The sequence below is a fragment of the Allobosea sp. LC85 genome, assembly GCF_000735605.1.
Taxonomy (GTDB): domain Bacteria; phylum Pseudomonadota; class Alphaproteobacteria; order Rhizobiales; family Beijerinckiaceae; genus Allobosea.
The window spans coordinates 149,904-165,423 of the sequence record NZ_JPKG01000006.1; the positions used below are offsets into that span (position 1 = coordinate 149,904).

Annotated in this window: 14 protein-coding genes; 5 read left to right on the plus strand and 9 right to left on the minus strand. The window is 64.9% G+C overall.

The window, feature by feature from the left end; translation table 11 throughout:
* Positions 1–2 precede the first annotated feature (2 nt).
* From FG93_RS01770 to argE, 6 genes are all read right to left on the minus strand, one after another.
* Positions 3–1,004, minus strand: coding sequence for an ABC transporter ATP-binding protein (locus FG93_RS01770; protein ID WP_052513327.1), 1,002 nt, complete (start codon positions 1,002–1,004; stop codon positions 3–5).
* A 5-nt stretch (positions 1,005–1,009) separates the two neighbouring features.
* Positions 1,010–1,996 (minus strand): ABC transporter ATP-binding protein, encoded by a 987-nt coding sequence (locus FG93_RS01775; RefSeq protein WP_043231180.1) that lies wholly within the window; start codon positions 1,994–1,996, stop codon positions 1,010–1,012.
* 4 nt (positions 1,997–2,000) lie between these two features.
* Positions 2,001–2,948, minus strand: a complete 948-nt coding sequence (locus FG93_RS01780) for an ABC transporter permease (RefSeq protein ID WP_043231753.1) — start codon at positions 2,946–2,948, stop codon at positions 2,001–2,003.
* 26 nt (positions 2,949–2,974) lie between these two features.
* Complete coding sequence (locus tag FG93_RS01785) at positions 2,975–3,955, minus strand: ABC transporter permease (RefSeq protein WP_043231755.1); 981 nt, start codon at positions 3,953–3,955, stop codon at positions 2,975–2,977.
* 193 nt (positions 3,956–4,148) lie between these two features.
* Positions 4,149–5,690, minus strand: a complete 1,542-nt coding sequence (locus tag FG93_RS01790; RefSeq protein ID WP_244448478.1) for an ABC transporter substrate-binding protein — start codon at positions 5,688–5,690, stop codon at positions 4,149–4,151.
* A 285-nt stretch (positions 5,691–5,975) separates the two neighbouring features.
* Positions 5,976–7,127 (minus strand): acetylornithine deacetylase, encoded by a 1,152-nt coding sequence (gene argE, locus FG93_RS01795; RefSeq protein ID WP_244448466.1) that lies wholly within the window; start codon positions 7,125–7,127, stop codon positions 5,976–5,978.
* 167 nt (positions 7,128–7,294) lie between these two features.
* Between argE and FG93_RS01800 the strand changes: the two genes are divergently transcribed.
* From FG93_RS01800 to FG93_RS01810, 3 genes are all read left to right on the plus strand, one after another.
* Positions 7,295–8,263, plus strand: coding sequence for a threonine/serine dehydratase (locus tag FG93_RS01800; RefSeq protein WP_043231187.1), 969 nt, complete (start codon positions 7,295–7,297; stop codon positions 8,261–8,263).
* 122 nt (positions 8,264–8,385) lie between these two features.
* Entirely contained in the window at positions 8,386–8,847 is a 462-nt protein-coding gene (locus tag FG93_RS01805) for a membrane protein (protein WP_043231189.1), read from the plus strand.
* Complete coding sequence (locus FG93_RS01810) at positions 8,844–10,223, plus strand: FAD-containing oxidoreductase (protein WP_043231191.1); 1,380 nt, start codon at positions 8,844–8,846, stop codon at positions 10,221–10,223. The genes FG93_RS01805 and FG93_RS01810 overlap by 4 nt, the downstream gene beginning before the upstream one ends.
* 93 nt (positions 10,224–10,316) lie before the next feature.
* Here the strand turns inward: FG93_RS01810 and FG93_RS01815 are convergent, their stop codons facing one another.
* Positions 10,317–11,258 (minus strand): phosphoribosylaminoimidazolesuccinocarboxamide synthase, encoded by a 942-nt coding sequence (locus FG93_RS01815; protein ID WP_043231758.1) that lies wholly within the window; start codon positions 11,256–11,258, stop codon positions 10,317–10,319.
* 175 nt (positions 11,259–11,433) lie between these two features.
* Between FG93_RS01815 and FG93_RS01820 the strand changes: the two genes are divergently transcribed.
* Positions 11,434–11,922, plus strand: a complete 489-nt coding sequence (locus tag FG93_RS01820) for a GAF domain-containing protein (protein WP_043231192.1) — start codon at positions 11,434–11,436, stop codon at positions 11,920–11,922.
* Between the two features lie 153 nt (positions 11,923–12,075).
* On the opposite strand, the gene FG93_RS01825 is transcribed toward FG93_RS01820, so the two are convergent.
* Positions 12,076–12,813 (minus strand): DUF2161 domain-containing phosphodiesterase, encoded by a 738-nt coding sequence (locus FG93_RS01825; RefSeq protein ID WP_081881243.1) that lies wholly within the window; start codon positions 12,811–12,813, stop codon positions 12,076–12,078.
* Positions 12,814–13,063: 250 nt separating this feature from the next.
* A complete protein-coding gene (locus FG93_RS01830) occupies positions 13,064–13,762 on the minus strand; it encodes a phosphatase PAP2 family protein (protein WP_043231193.1) in 699 nt (232 codons plus the stop codon).
* Between the two features lie 582 nt (positions 13,763–14,344).
* Here FG93_RS01830 and FG93_RS01835 point away from each other — a divergent pair.
* A complete protein-coding gene (locus tag FG93_RS01835) occupies positions 14,345–15,520 on the plus strand; it encodes a M20 aminoacylase family protein (RefSeq protein ID WP_043231763.1) in 1,176 nt (391 codons plus the stop codon).

A 15,520-nucleotide genomic window follows, 5' to 3' on the forward strand; every position in this document is an offset into this window, starting at 1 on the left:
GCTCAGGCCGCCGCCGCCCGGTCGCCATTCACCGCATGACAGGCGACACCGTCGATCACCGGCGGGTTCTCGATCTTGCAGCGGTCGAACGCCAGCGGACAGCGTGGATGGAAGGTGCAGCCGGAAGGCGGGTTGATCGGGTTCGGAATCTCCCCCTTCACGCCCTCACGCGCCTTGCCGACCATGGCGAGATCCGGAACCGCATCGAGCAACATGCGGGTATAGGGATGGCGCGGGGCCGAGAAGAGCTGCTTGCCCTCGGACACCTCCACAAGCCGGCCGAGATACATCACGCCGATGCGTGTCGCCATATGCCGGACCACGGCGAGATTGTGCGAGATGAAGAGATAGGTCAGCCCGAATTTCTGCTGCAGATCGCGCATCAGGTTGAGGATCTGCGCCTGCACGGAGACGTCGAGTGCCGATGTCGGCTCGTCACAGACGATGAACTCGGCATTCGAGGCAAGCGCGCGCGCAATTGCGATGCGCTGGCGCTGGCCGCCGGAGAACTCGTGCGGGAATTTCTTGGCGTCATCAGGATGCAGGCCGACCAGCGTCAGCAATTCGCCGACGCGCGCATTGATGTCGGCCTCGCCCTCGATGATGTCGAAGGCGCGGATCGGCTCGGCGATGATCCGGCCGACCCGCCAGCGCGGGTTCAGGCTGGCATAGGGATCCTGGAAGATCATCTGGATGCGCCGGCGCATCCGCTGGCGCTCCTGCGCGACCGCGACGTCGTTCATCGAGATGCCGGCGATGCTGACTGTTCCACCCGAGGGCGGCAGCAGCCCGACCACCATGCGCGCGACGGTGGACTTGCCCGAGCCTGATTCACCGACGAGCGCGAAGGTCTCGCCCTTGCGGATATCGAAGGAGACGCCGTCGACGGCCTTGAGATATTGCTTCGGCGCGTGTTCGAGCACGCGGTTGAGCCAGGGTTTCGACACGTCGAAGACGCGCTTCAGGTCGCGGACCTGGACGAAGGGGGCCTCGGGCGGAGGGATCTGGCTCACGCTGCGATCTCCGCATTGGGCTGGTCGTAGAGATGGCAGGCGACCTGCCGGTCGCCGACCTTGGTCAGCTCGGGCCGCTCGACATGGCAGCGGGCGAAGGCGTGAGCGCAACGCGGATTGAAGGCGCACCCCCGCGGAATGGCCGAGAGCCGCGGCATCGAACCGGGAATCTGCACGAGGCGGTCCGCATCACCCTCGATCGAGGGGATCGCGCCCATCAACCCCTTCGCATAGGGGTGGAGCGGGTCCTTGACCACGTCGCGGACCGGGCCGATCTCGGCGACCCGCCCGGCATACATCACCGCGACCCGGTCGGCCGTTTCGGCGATGACGCCCATATCGTGGGTCACCAACATCACCGAAGTGCCGCGCTCGCTGCAGAGGCGTTTGATCAGCGCGATGATCTGGGCCTGGACCGAGACATCGAGCGCAGTCGTCGGCTCATCGGCAATGATGAACTCCGGCTCGGCACAGAGCGCGAGCGCGATGACCACGCGCTGGCGCATGCCGCCGGAGAATTCGTGCGGATAGCCGTCGATGCGTCGCTCCGCCGCCGGGATGCCGACCTCGTCGAGCAAGGCGATGGCGCGCTTGCGGGCATCCGCTGCATTGAGGCTGGTATGGGTCTGGATCGTCTCGATCAACTGCTCGCCGACCCGGTAGAGCGGGTTCAGGCTGGTCAGCGGATCCTGGAAGATCATGCCGATGCGCTTGCCGCGGATCCGGCGCATCGCCTCGGGCGGCAGGTTGTCGACACGCTCGCCGGACAGCACGACCTCGCCGCCGGCGATGCGGCCCGGCGGATCGATCAGGCCGATGATGGCGGAACCGGTGACCGACTTGCCGGCGCCGGATTCGCCGACAACACCAAGCACCTCGCCGCGTGCGATATCGAAGGAGATCTTGTCGAGCGCGCGCAAGGTGCCGCGCCGCGTCACGAACTCGACGGTCAGGTCACGGACTGAGAGAACGGGGACAGCCATCGGCTCACCTCAACCGCGGATTGAGCGCATCGCGCAGCCAGTCGCCGAGCAGGTTCACCGCCAGCACCAGGATCGCCAGGGTCACGCCGGGAAAGGCGACGATCCACCAGTCGCCGGAGAACAGATAGCGGTTGCCGATGCTGATCAGCGTGCCGAGCGAGGGTTGCGTCGGCGGCAGGCCGACGCCCAGGAAGGAGAGCGTCGCCTCGGTGATGACGGCGAGCGCCAGATTGATCGTCAGGATGACGAGAACCGGGCCGATCACGTTGGGCAGGACGTGGCGCAGCATGATCAACGGCGCCGGCAGGCCGACGAGACGCGCCGCCTGGACATAGTCCTTGTTGCGCTCGACCAGCGTCGAGCCACGGACGGTGCGGGCATATTGCACCCAGAAGGACAGGCCGATCGAAATGACCAGAACATAGATCGCCGTGTCCTCGCGCGAGGCGCTCTTGAAGATGCCACGGACGACACCGTCGATCAGGAGCGCGATCAGGATCGCCGGAAAGGTGAGCTGGACATCGGCGATGCGCATGATCAGCGAGTCGACGCGTCCGCCGAGATAGCCGGCGAGCAGGCCGAGCGTGATACCGATCGAGGCGGCAAGGATCACGCCGAGGCCGCCGACCACCAGCGAGACGCGCAGGCCATAGAGAATGGCCGAATAGAGGTCCCGGCCCTGGTCGTCGGTGCCGAAGATGAAGCGTGCTTCCCCGCCCTGCTGCCAGGCCGGCGGAATATTGGCGTCGGCGAGGAAGACGGAAGCCGGATCGAAGGGATTGGTCGGTGCGATCCAGGGCGAGAAGGCCGCGCCGATGAACAGCAGCAGCACGACGAAGGCGGCGACCATCGTCACCTTGGAGCGCAGGAAGCTGGCGAGAATGTCGCTGTCGAGAAAGCGCTCCCAGCGGGTCGGGATCTTCCCGGGCGAAGCGGGCGGCTGAGTCGTCATGCTCATGGTTTCAATTCTCCGCCGGCTCAGTGTGCGCCGATCGTCGCGCGCAGGCGCGGATCAACGGCGGCATAAAGCAAGTCGACGATCAGGTTGATACTGACGAACAGGAACGAGATCAGCATCAGATAAGCGGCCATGATCGGGATATCGACGTTCTGAACGGCGCGCAGGAAGAGCAGGCCCATGCCCGGCCACTGGAACACCGTCTCGGTGATGATGGCGAAGGCGATGATCGAGCCGAGCTGCAGGCCGGCGATGGTGATAACCGGGACCAGCGTGTTCTTGAGCGCATGGCCGAAATTGACCGTCCGGGTGCGCAACCCGCGCGCCCGGGCAAACTTGATGTAGTCGGCACGCAGCACTTCGAGCATCTCGGCCCGCACGAGGCGCATGATCAGCGTCATCTGGAACAGGCCAAGCGTGATCGAGGGCAGGATCAGCGCCTTGAGGCCGGACACGGTCAGCAGGCCGGTCGTCCACCAGTTGCCGATCTTCACGACCTCGCCGCGCCCGAAGGAAGGCAGCAGGCCGAGCGTGACCGAGAACAGGTAGATCAGGAGGATGCCGATCAGGAAGGTCGGCAGGCTGATACCGATCAGCGACACGGCCTGGAAGATCTTGGCGAGCCAGCTGTCGCGCTTCAGCGCGGTGTAGACGCCCATCGGAATGCCGACGAGGAGCGAGAACAGGGCCGACATGAAGGCGAGTTCGAGCGTCGCCGGCGCGCGGTCCCCCAGCAGCGAAATCACCGGAAGCCGGAACTGGTAGGACACGCCGAATTCGAGCCGGGCGGCGTTGTAGATATAGCGGAAGAACTGGACGACTACGGGATCGTCGAGGCCGAGCGAGCGCCGGATCTGCTCGACCTGCGCCTGCGGCGTGTCGAGGCTGACGAGCTGGTTCACCGGATCGCCGACGAAACGGAACATCGCGAAGGCGATCAGCGCCACGCTCAGCATGACGAGAAGCGACTGAAACAGCCGACGCAGAATGAAAGCTAACATGGCCGCCTTGAATCCCCGGTTTGCCGAGGTCGGAAAACGCGCGGCCATCCCGGGCCGGAGGACGCGGAAATCCAGAATCCAGCAGGAGCGCCATGCGCTGCAACGGATCCTGGTTCAGCGCTGCTGCACCAACTGTCCGGGATGACGATGAGGATGAAGGAAGGCGCGCGGATCGCTCCGCGCGCCTCTCTCGTCACTCCTTGGTAGCGTAGTAGAGCAGGACCGAGTTGTCGGCGCGCTGGGTCAGCTTGACCTTCTTCGAGACACCCCAGGCGAGAGCCTGCTGGTGCAGAGGGATATAGGCGAACTCGTCCACCGTGATCTTGAAGGCTTCCTTGATCATGGCGTCGCGCTTGGCGGTATCGGGCTCGACCAGGATCTTGTCGGTCAGCGCGTCGACCTTCTTGTTGCAGTAGCCGCCGAGATTCGACTCCCCGCGCGACGAGCCGGCGACATCGCGGCAACCCAGGATGTCGTTCAGCACATTGTGGCTGTCGAAGGTCCCGGGGGTCCAGCCGAGCAGGTAGAACGAGGTCTTGTAGCCGCCCGACTTCAGGACCTTGGCGAAGTACTGGCCCTTCGGCTGGGCGTTCAGGTTCACCTTGATGCCAGCGCGAGCCAGCATGCCGACCACGGCCTGGCAGATCTGGCCGTCATTGACGTAGCGGTCGTTCGGGCAGTCCATGCCGACCTCGAAGCCGTTGGGATAGCCGGCCTCGGCCAGGAGCTTCTTGGCGGCCTCGGTATCGAACTTGGCGCGCGCGAAGCCGGCATGCGGGAAGAGTTCCGGCGCGATCATCAACGGCGACGGGGTCGACAGACCGCGCATGACGCGGCTCTTGATCGTCTCGATGTCGATCGCCTGGTAGAAAGCCTGACGGACCTTCGGATCCTTGAAGGGGTTCTTGCCCTTGACGTTGGATTCGAGCAGTTCGTCGCGGGTCTGGTCCATGCCGAGGAAGATCGTGCGCAATTCCGGCCCGGTCATGACCTGTACATTGCCGGCGCTGTTGACGCGCTGGATATCCTGGATCGGAACCGGCTCGATCACGTCGACTTCGCCCGAGAGCAGGGCCGCGACCCGGGTCGCGTCCGAGGCGATCGGCGTGAAAACGATCTCCTTGAGGTTGTGCTCGACCTTCTTGTTCCACCAGTTCTCGTTGACCTTGAACACGGTCTTCACGCCGGGCTGATGGCTCTCGATCTTGAACGGGCCGGTGCCGTTGGCATTGAGCGAGGCATGGCTCGGTGTGGTCGCCGCCGCCGGGGTCGGAGCGACGGCATTATTCGCCTCCGCCCACTTCTTCGACATGATGTACCAGGTGTCCCATTGGGCATTCAGGATCGGGTTCGGCGAGCTCAGCGTCACGTCGATGGTGTAATCATCGACCTTGGTGAACTTGGCGTCGGTCGGAATGCGCGTGGTGAAGTTTGAGCCGGGGGCGCGGACGCGTTCGGCCGAGAAGATCACGTCGTCGGCGGTGAAATCCTCGCCATTGTGGAACTTCACGCCCTTGCGCAGGAAGAAGCGCCATTTCAGGCCGTCATCGGAGACTTCCCACTTCTCGGCGAGGGCTGGCTCGATCTTGAGGTCCTTGCCGCGCGCCGTCAGGCCCTCGTAGGGGTGGCCGAGATGGGCGTTGGTGGTGGTCTCGTTGACGGTATAGGGATCGAGCGACTTGAGCTCGCCTTGGTTGGCATAGCGCAGCGTCTGTGCCTGCGCAGCGCCGCACATCAGCGCCAGAGCCGCAACCGCGGCAAGGCAGTTCGTCTTGAATGACATAATTCGATCGCTCCCAATCGCTTTTGCTACCCACTCCTCCCGGGAGCGGTTCCCGCCCGACGCCTCCCAAGCGCCCGGCGAAAAGAAGGTGGCAGATTAATGACGCTTCTCGAGTGGCGTCCAGTACAGCTGATGAGAAACGCTCCAGATTGCATTTTCTTGCGCCCCGAGCGCAACGCTCGCACGCAATCCGCAAAACCGGCACCACGAACCGAAGTTCGTGGCGCCAGATATTTCTCAGCGCGCCAATTCGGCGATCACGCCGCGGATGAACCGAGCACCGGCATCGAGCTGCGCAACCGTGATGAACTCGTCGGGCTGGTGAGCCTGAGCGATATCGCCAGGGCCGCAGACCACCGTCGACCAGCCGGCCGCCTGGAAGAGCCCGCCCTCGGTGCCGTAGGCGACGACATGGCTGCCATTGTCGCCGGTCAGCCGGCGTGACAGGGCCTCCGCCTCGCCGTGCTGCTCCGGTCCGAGCGCGGGCGTGAAGGAGGTGATTTCCATCTCGATGCCCGTTTCGGGCGCGATCGCCTTCATCCCGGCCTCGAGTTCGGCGATGCGGGCGCGGTAGCGCTCGACATAATTGTTGTCGCGCTCGCCGGGAATGACGCGCACCTCATGGGTGAAGCTGCAATGTTCGGCAGTGATGTTGACGGCCGTTCCACCCTGGACCACGCCGACATGCAGCGTCGTGTAGGGCGGTTCGAAACCGTTATCATTCGGGGTCCGGGCCTTGTTTTCCGTCATGACCTCGTCGTGCCACGCGATCAGCTTGCCGGCGATCATGACGGCCGGCACGCCGATGTCGACGCGGCTCGAATGCACCGCGTGACCGCGCACCGTCGTCTTCATCCGCGTACCGCCCTTGTGGCCGGTGACGACCTGCATCATCGACGGCTCGCCGACGATCACGGCCGATGGCGTGAGACCTGCGGCGGCCATGGCGTCAATCATGATCCGAGCGCCGAGGCAGCCGACCTCCTCGTCATAGGAAAGCGCGATATGGATCGGCCGCTTCAACCCGGCCTCGATCATCTCGGGCACGAGCGCCAGCGCGGTCGCGTCGAAGCCCTTCATATCGCAGGTTCCGCGGCCGTAGAGCTTGCCGTCGCGCTCGGTCAGCGTCCAGGGATCGGAGGTCCAGTCCTGCCCCGCGACGGGAACGACGTCGGTATGCCCCGAGAGCACGACACCACCAGCGACCGCCGGCCCGACCGTGGCATAGAGATTCGCCTTCTGGCCGTCAGGGCTCGGAACGATGGTGCTCTCGACGCCGAGGCCGGCGAGGTAATCACGGCAGAAATGGATGAGCTCGAGGTTGCTGCGCTGCGATTCCGTATTGAATGAAACCAGCTTCGCCAGCATTTCCTTGGGGGTGTATTTCACAGGGTCGGATCTCCGAAGGCAGACGGGAAGGCAGGTTTCGTGGCGACACGCTAGGCTGCCTGACAGCCAGGTCAATCATCAGCTGTGGCTTGACCGGCCTGCGCCGGACGCGTTGATGTGCGCACCGAGATGCCGGCGCCGCCGGGCCATGAGAGAAGTCCAGTCCCATGAATTTCGACGTCACGCTCGCCGATATCCAGGCTGCCGCCACCCGCATTTCCGGCAAGGTGCGGCGCACCCCGACCTTTCATAGCGCCGGGCTCTCGGCGCGGCTCGGCGTCGAGACCGTGGTGAAGGTCGAGAGCCTGCAGCTCGGCGGCTCGTTCAAGGTGCGCGGCTGCTTCAACAAGCTGATGTCGCTCAGCGAGGATGAGCTCAAGCGCGGCATCGTCACCGTTTCAGGCGGCAACCACGCGATCGCGGTTTCGATGGTTGCCAAGTCGATGGGCGCACGCGCGCTCGTGCTGATGGCGAAGAATGTCGCGCCGTTCAATGTCGAGCTCACCCGGCAGGCCGGCGGCGAGGTCGAACTTTGCGAGGACGCGATCGAGGCCTTCGCCAAGGCCGACGAGTATGCGGCGAAGGGCATGACCAACGTCCATTCCTATGACGATCCGGCGATCATCGCCGGCCATGGCTCGCTCGGCCTCGAACTGGCGAATGACGCCAGCGGGCGCCTCGACCACGTCTTCATCTCGATCGGTGGCGGCGGCTTCGCGGCCGGCGTCGGCACCGCGCTGAAGGGACTCGACCCGGCGGTGCGCATTCACGGCGTCGAGACCGAGGGCGCAACGACGATGACCCAGGCGCTGGAAGCCGGCAAGCCGGTGCCGATCCGGCCAACCTCGATCGCCCGCGCGCTCGGCGCCCCCTTCGCGACCGAGCGCACCATGGCGGCAGCGCGCCAGTATCTGGAGGAGATCGTCACGGTGCCGGATGCCGAGGCCGTGCGCGAAATGGTCTGGGTGCTGCAGAACGGGAGGGTGCTGCTGGAGCCGGCAGCTGGCTGCGTGGTTGCCGCGGCGGTCGCGCGCAAGGAGATGTTCAAACCCGGTGAACGCGTCGGCCTGATCCTCTGCGGCTCCAACGTCTCGCTCGACGATTTCGCGGCGTGGCGCAAGGAATATGGGGTGTAGCGCGGCCTTTTCGCGAAACCAGAACCTTACGCGAGGGAGCGGACCCGGTTGGCGACGAGTTGACCTGCGCGATGCACTAGCGTTGTCTTGGTAGGCGGCGCCCTGCCGTCCGAGGGAAGGCCATGGCAGTCTTGCTCGCAGCACTCATCGGGGTTGTGGCCGGACTGCGCACCATGATGGCGCCCGCCGCCGTCAGCTGGGCCGCTTATCTCGGCTGGATCAACCTCGGCGCCGGCCCGCTGGCCTTCCTCGGCTATGCTTGGACACCCTGGATTCTGACCGCGCTGGCCATCGGCGAACTGATCACCGACAAGTTGCCGTCGACACCCAGCCGCAAGGTCCCAACGCAATTCAGCGGCCGCATCGTGACAGGCGCCCTGTCCGGCGCGGCCATCGGCGCCGCTGCCGGAGTGCTTGCGCTTGGCGCGATCGCGGGCGCGGCTGGCGCCGTCGCCGGCACGCTTGGCGGGGCCGTGGTTCGGGCCAGGCTCGCGGAGGCATTCGGTCGCGACAGGCCCGCCGCGCTCATCGAAGACGTGGTGGCGATCGTCGCTGCCTGGCTGATCGTGGTGGCCGCGCGATGAACAGCACCTTCGATGCCATCATCATCGGGGCCGGCCAGGCCGGGCCCTCACTGGCAGGCCGGATGACCAATGCCGGCATGACTGTGGCGATCGTCGAGCGCCATCTCTTTGGCGGCACCTGCGTCAACACCGGCTGCATGCCGACCAAGACGCTGGTCGCTAGCGCCTATGCCGCGCATCTGGCGCGCCGTGGTGCCGAATATGGCGTCATCCTGGACACGCCGCCCCGCATCGATATGCCGAAGGTCAAGGAGCGAGCCGCTCTCATCTCCGCCAATTCGCGCCGCAATGTCGAAAGCTGGCTGCGCGGGATGAAGGGCTGCACGGTCTTCACCGGACATGCCCGCTTCGAGAGCGCCGACCGGATGCGGGTTGGCGACGACGTGATCAGCGCGCCGCGCATTTTCCTGAATGTCGGCGGGCGCGCCGTCGTGCCGGACATGCCCGGGATCGGCGACATCTCCTACCTGACCAACACCTCGATCCTCGGGCTCGACACGGTCCCAGAGCATCTCGTCGTCATCGGCGGCAGCTATATCGGCCTCGAATTCGCGCAGATGCATCGCCGCTTCGGCGCGGCTGTCACGGTTGTCGAGAAGGGATCGCATCTCGTGTCCCGCGAGGACCAGGAGGTCTCGGGGGCGATCCGCGATATCCTTGTGGCGGAAGGGATCGAGATCCGGACAGATGCGGAATGCATTCGCTTCGCCCCCCACCCCGAGGGTATCGCGGTCGGTGTGGACTGCACCGCTGGTGCCCCGGAGATCATCGGGTCGCATGTCCTGCTTGCCGTCGGGCGCCGCCCGAACACGGACGATCTCGGACTCGACAAGGCCGGGGTCGTGACGGATCCGCGAGGCTATATCGAGGTCGACGACAGCCTGGCGACCAATGTTCCCGGCATCTGGGCGATCGGCGACTGCAATGGCCGCGGCGCCTTCACGCACACCGCCTATAATGATTTCGAGATCGTCGCCGCCAATCTGCTCGATGGAGAGGCGCGCAAGGTCAGCGACCGCATCCCCGCCTATGCGCTCTTCATCGACCCTCCGCTCGGCCGTGTCGGCATGACGCTTGCCCAGGCACGCGCCAGCGGCCGGCCCTTGCTGGTTGGCCGCCGGCCGATGACGCGCGTCGGCCGCGCCATCGAGAAGGGCGAGACGCTTGGTTTCATGAGCGTCGTTGCCGATGCCGAGACGCGCCGCATCCTCGGCGCCGCGATCCTCGGCACGAGCGGCGACGAGGCGATCCATGGGGTCCTCGACATGATGAACGCAGACGCGCCCTACGACACGCTCCTGCGCGCGGTGCCGATCCATCCGACCGTATCGGAGCTCATACCGACGATGGTCGGAGAGATGCGCGCGCCAAGCTGACGGCGGCGCGGCACAATGGCTCCGCTGCCGGCGTGAACCGGAACGCCACACATCCCTGCGAGCGGCGCCTGCGCGGCGAAGGCCGGGCCTCCCTCAGAAATAGCGCGCCAGATTCCTGCGGATCCTGTCTATCGGGGGCTCCTGGCCGGCAGGGGCCTCGAACGCCTGGCCCGTGATCGTCTCAAAGGCGCGGATATAGACCTGCGAGGTCTGCGCGATGAGCTCGTCCGGTATCTCGGGGATCGGCTCCTTGTAGGGATCGCAGCGTGCGGCGACCCAGTTGCGCACGAAATCCTTGTCAAAGCTCTCCGGCCGCTCTCCCGCCGCGAAACGCGCCGGGTAGCTCGCGCCGAACCAGTAGCGGCTGCTGTCGGGGGTGTGGATCTCATCGGCCAGCATGATCCGGCCCTGCCGATCGGTACCGAACTCGTACTTGGTATCGGCAAGGATGAGCCCGCGTCCGCGTGCGATGTCCTGACCTCGGGCGAACAGCGCCAGTGCGTAGCCGGACACCGTATCCCACTGTTCCTTCGTCAGGAGCTTGGTGCCGACGATCTCATCCGGCGAAAGCGGCTCGTCATGGCCGCCGTCGAAGGCCTTGCTGGTCGGCGTGATGACCGCCTGTGGAAGCGCCTCGTTGTCGCGCAGGCCATCCGGGAAGCAGATACCGTAGAGATCCCGCTTGCCCTGCTTGTACATGGTCAGGACCGATGTGCTGGTCGTGCCCGCGAGATAGCCGCGCACCACGATCTCGACGGGAAGGATATCGAGTTTCTGCCCGATGACGACATTGGGGTCGGGATATTCCAGCACATGGTTCGGGCAGATATCCGTGGTCTTCTCGAACCAGAACCGGGCTGTCTGGGTCAGCACCTGCCCCTTGAACGGAATGCAGGCGATGGCACGATCGAAGGCGCTGAGCCGATCCGTGGCGATGAGAATGCGGCGCCCGTCCGGCAGGTCGTAATTCTCGCGGACCTTGCCCCGATAATAGTTCGGCAGCTCCGGGATGACCGCTTCGCGAATGGGCTGGATCTGGGACATGGTGGACATCACTTCATCAAGGCGAGGAATCATGCAGGGAGAGAAACCCCGGCGCTGTGTTCCTTGTAGCCAAGTGGATCGATACGCACCATTGCGCTCTCGCTGTCGCCCTTTTGCGATGCTAGGGAGCGCCATGATGAGGGGCGAGCGCCGGAGGTGAACAGGCATGTTTCAGGCACAAGCAATCGCGAGCAGCGACAAGGCCGGGTTCTATCGCGAGCTGACCTCGCAGCTTGAGGGCCTGCTGGCAGGAGAAAGCGACCCGATCGCCAACGCCGCCAATACCTCGGCACTGCTGTACCAGATGATGCCGGACCTGAACTGGGCCGGATTCTACATCATGCGGGACGGCGAACTCGTTCTCGGGCCCTTTCAGGGCAAGCCGGCCTGTGTCCGCATTCCCGTCGGGCGCGGCGTCTGCGGAGCGGCGGTCGCCGGCCGGCAATCCATGCTGGTGGAAGATGTTCACGCGTTTCCCGGCCATATCGCCTGCGATGCGGCCTCGCGCTCGGAGTTGGTCGTGCCGCTGATCCGCGACGGTGAGGTGATCGGCGTGATCGACCTCGACAGCCCCCACCCTGCCCGCTTCGACGCCGCCGATCAGGCCGGAGTCGAACGGCTCGCCGAGATCTATCTGGCTGCGAGCGCCCGCTAAAGCATCGGCCCGAAAAGTGGATTGAGGTTTTCGGGAAAGCCGATGCAAACACAAAAAGGCGAGATCATCGGGCCGGATACGAGATCCGGTCTGATGATCTGGACCGCGCCACCCTCCCGCTGTGTGCGGATTGCCAGATGCGAGATCAGTCGATCAGCAGGCAGCCGGCGAGAATATCTCCTTTGGTTCCGCCGGTTGATGCACGGCGCCGTGCTGCCCAGGCGCGAGTGGGTCCGGGGCCGGCGTCGCCCCCCATCTCGCCAGGGCCGTGCGGCCGGCGTCGGTCAAGGCATAGACTCCGCGTCCGGCTCGTTCGAACCAGCCATAGACGTTGCGGTGCAGGATCTTCTGTGCGTCCGGGCATGATTGCTTGAGATCGCGCGGCCGCTGCGGGCCTGCCGTCATGGCTGCAGCGCAGGCGAGCGCCTGCTGCCGATAAGCCGTCATGATCGGCGCGCGCGAACCGCCACCTGCAACGGGGTCCCCCTGACGCCGCTTATGCTCCTCCACGAGCTTCGAACGCCGTTTGGCATCCTTGCGCGGCGTCGGCGCGGCCGGGGAAACGAGGATATCGACGCGACCGGAGGAAGCGACCCCAAGAAGTCCGAAACCGAGATGCCGGCACAGGTTGCGGTAGCGGGAATCGCTCTCGCGTCCCTTCCCCCGCACCGACAACCGGGCTGCAAGCCAGATCTCGTCACCGAGCTTCATCCGGTCCACCCCCTGCAGGATAAGCTCGAGATTGAAGCTCAGCTTCAATTCTCCGACCACGACGACTGCCGGATCATCGCCTTTGAGACCAACAAGGTCGCAGCGCTCGATCTCACCCTTCACGCAATAGCCCAGGCCTTCGAGGAAGCGTTTGACCGGCAGATAGAGGGATGTTTCCACGCGAAATCTCCGGTGCATTCCAATGCCGGACCGTTCCAGAAAGTCCGGAGCGCTGACCGCTGCACCAAGGTGCAGCCGCGGTCGTTTCGGAATGACAAACAGCAGGCGAGCCGAACGAAATCGGCAGGGCAGGGGTTCTGCCCTCGGCCACCTCCGAGGGCAATAGCAACCCCTTTCGAGGCGAGCCGCCCCTCGGCATTGCGTCACCCCGTCGATCCCGCAACGGAACCGACCTGCCATGACAGCTGGATCAACGCGCCAGTCGCAAGGCGCCGCGGATTTCGGCTTTCGCTCCTTCGAGATCCCTCTGGAAATCGGGATTTCTGTAGGCAAGAACCGCAATCATGGCGGCCATCTCCCGGCCCGCCTGGATGTCGCTTGGGTAGTGCACTCCCCCGATCACCCGGTTCTCGCCGAATTCGACGCCGCGCGCGAAGATCGCCTCGCCCTTCTCCGGCACGATATCGGCCAGCACGATCGCGGTGAGATACGAGAAGGCGGCGTGTCCGCTGGGATAGGAGCCGCTGTTCGAATATTTGGCGACCGGCCTGAGACGCGCATCAACCACCGGTGGCCGCTGGCGCTCCCATTTTTCCTTGCCCTGTTTGTTGAAGGCGCTCTCCGTCTTGTAGATCTTCGTGAAAAATGCCGCCGCTTTCGGCAGCTTCTCGGCCGTGAATTCGGGTCCCATCACATCGGCAAAGCGAAAGACGCTCTGCTCGAGATCCGCGACCGACCTCTCGGCCTGTTCGGCCGTTCGCTTCTCCTGCAGGCTCAGCATGATCTCGAGCTCCCGCCGGGTCGTCTCCGCGGATGGCGGCGGCGCCATGAACCGGGTCGTGTCGAGTTGCTCCGGCGACACGTAGTATTTGCTGCCCTGGACATCCGCGCCGGCATAGCCAATCGCAAGAAGCGTAAGTCCGAGAGTCAGGCCCGCGAGTCTTTTCATCTTGTTGTCTCCCGATAAGCGTTTCTTCCCTGCTGCGGGAGGCAAGTCCGCGCAGCGCTGGGGGCTGATCAAGAAACGCGCCAGCAGCGCCCGCACCGCATGACGGCAATGGAATCAGGGGGTTGTCACAGGTTCGGCACCGAGCGGCGCGTGCGGCGTCAGCGAAAGATGAGTAAAGCCCGTAACATCGGCCGCGATCATGGGTCATCGAGGATACCTGGTTGCGGCGCGCCCGCCGATGCAACCGACAGTATGAGGCGCCGGCTCCCCGGGCAGGAGGCCGAACACTGCCGGCGCGCTGAGCAGCGCGCAGAACGTGAAGGCTGAAAGCCACTCCACCATCTGGAAGCCTGCAGCACGGAAACATGCAGCCATCCCGACCGCGAGACCCATCTGCCGCCGACACGCAGCCATCGATCCAGAATGATGCGAGGATTGCAACGGCATGCACTCGCGACGCCATTCCTCTGCTTCCGCCCCCTCATGACGCAATCGGCTTGGACAGACCCGGGCGGACCGCGCTAGCTTGCACGCCTTGGCAACCCGATTTCTGCCAACCTTCCCTCTCTGCCCGAGGACATGATGCCGAAGTCCGAACTCATTGCGGCGCTGACGCCCGAGCTCACCGCGATCCGTCGCGATTTTCACCGCCACCCCGAACTGCTCTTCGACGTGCATCGCACCGCGGGCATCGTCGCCGACAAGCTCAGGGCCTGGGGCGTCGACGAGGTGGTGACCGGCATTGGCCAGACCGGCGTCGTCGGCGTGATCAAGGGCAAGCGCCAGGACTCCGGCAAGGTCATCGGCCTGCGTGCCGACATGGATGCCTTGCCGATCCACGAGGAAACCAATCTCGAGCATCGCTCGACCGTGCCGGGCAAGATGCATGCCTGCGGTCATGACGGCCACACCACCATGCTGCTCGGCGCCGCGAAATATCTCGCCGAGACCCGCGATTTCGACGGCACCGCGATCGTGATCTTCCAGCCGGCCGAAGAAGGCGGCGGCGGTGCCAAGGTGATGTGCGATGAAGGCCTGATGGAGCGCTTCGGCGTGCAGGAGGTCTATGGGCTGCACAACAAGCCTGGCATGGCGATCGGTCAGTTCTGCATCCGCAAGGGCCCGCTGATGGCCGCAGCCGATCGCTTCCTGATCAAGATCGAGGGCAAGGGTGGCCATGCGGCCGCGCCGCACGACACCAAGGATCCGGTGGTTGCCGCCTGTCAGCTGGTCACCGCGCTGCAGACCGTCGCCTCGCGCAATGCCGACCCGCTCGACTCGGTCGTCGTCTCGGCGACAGCGATCAATGCCGGCGAAGCGTTCAACGTCATTCCCCAGACGGTCGAGATCAAGGGCTCAGTCCGGACGCTGACGCCCGCCATGCGCGACCTCGCCCAGAAGCGCATCCTCGAGATCGCCGACGGGCTGGCGAAAGCGTTCGATCTCAAATGCGACGTCGACTACGACCGCGGCTACCCGGTGACCTTCAACCACGCCGGGCAGACGGATTTCGTGACCAGCGCCACCCGGAACGTCTTCGGCAAGGATGCGATCGATACCGAGATCCCCCCTGTCATGGGATCTGAGGATTTCTCCTTCATGCTGGAGGAGCGTCCCGGCGCCTATATCTTCATGGGCAATGGTGACTCGGCTGGCCTGCACCACCCGGCCTATGAGTTCAACGATGCGGCGATTCCAGTCGGCGTGACCTATTGGGCGAGCCTCGTCGAGATCGCCATGCCGCAACGCGCAGCCTGA

Excerpts from the sequence above, each read along its gene's own strand:
- FG93_RS01800 (WP_043231187.1), top strand. The coding sequence starts at position 7,295 with ATGAATTTCGACGTCACGCTCGCCGATATCCAGGCTGCCGCCACCCGC.
- FG93_RS01835 (WP_043231763.1), top strand. The coding sequence starts at position 14,345 with ATGCCGAAGTCCGAACTCATTGCGGCGCTGACGCCCGAGCTCACCGCG.
- FG93_RS01805 (WP_043231189.1), top strand. The coding sequence starts at position 8,386 with ATGGCAGTCTTGCTCGCAGCACTCATCGGGGTTGTGGCCGGACTGCGC.
- FG93_RS01830 (WP_043231193.1), bottom strand. The coding sequence starts at position 13,762 with ATGAAAAGACTCGCGGGCCTGACTCTCGGACTTACGCTTCTTGCGATT.
- FG93_RS01780 (WP_043231753.1), bottom strand. The coding sequence starts at position 2,948 with ATGACGACTCAGCCGCCCGCTTCGCCCGGGAAGATCCCGACCCGCTGG.
- FG93_RS01790 (WP_244448478.1), bottom strand. The coding sequence starts at position 5,690 with ATGTGCGGCGCTGCGCAGGCACAGACGCTGCGCTATGCCAACCAAGGC.
- FG93_RS01775 (WP_043231180.1), bottom strand. The coding sequence starts at position 1,996 with ATGGCTGTCCCCGTTCTCTCAGTCCGTGACCTGACCGTCGAGTTCGTG.
- FG93_RS01820 (WP_043231192.1), top strand. The coding sequence starts at position 11,434 with ATGTTTCAGGCACAAGCAATCGCGAGCAGCGACAAGGCCGGGTTCTAT.
- FG93_RS01810 (WP_043231191.1), top strand. The coding sequence starts at position 8,844 with ATGAACAGCACCTTCGATGCCATCATCATCGGGGCCGGCCAGGCCGGG.
- FG93_RS01785 (WP_043231755.1), bottom strand. The coding sequence starts at position 3,955 with ATGTTAGCTTTCATTCTGCGTCGGCTGTTTCAGTCGCTTCTCGTCATG.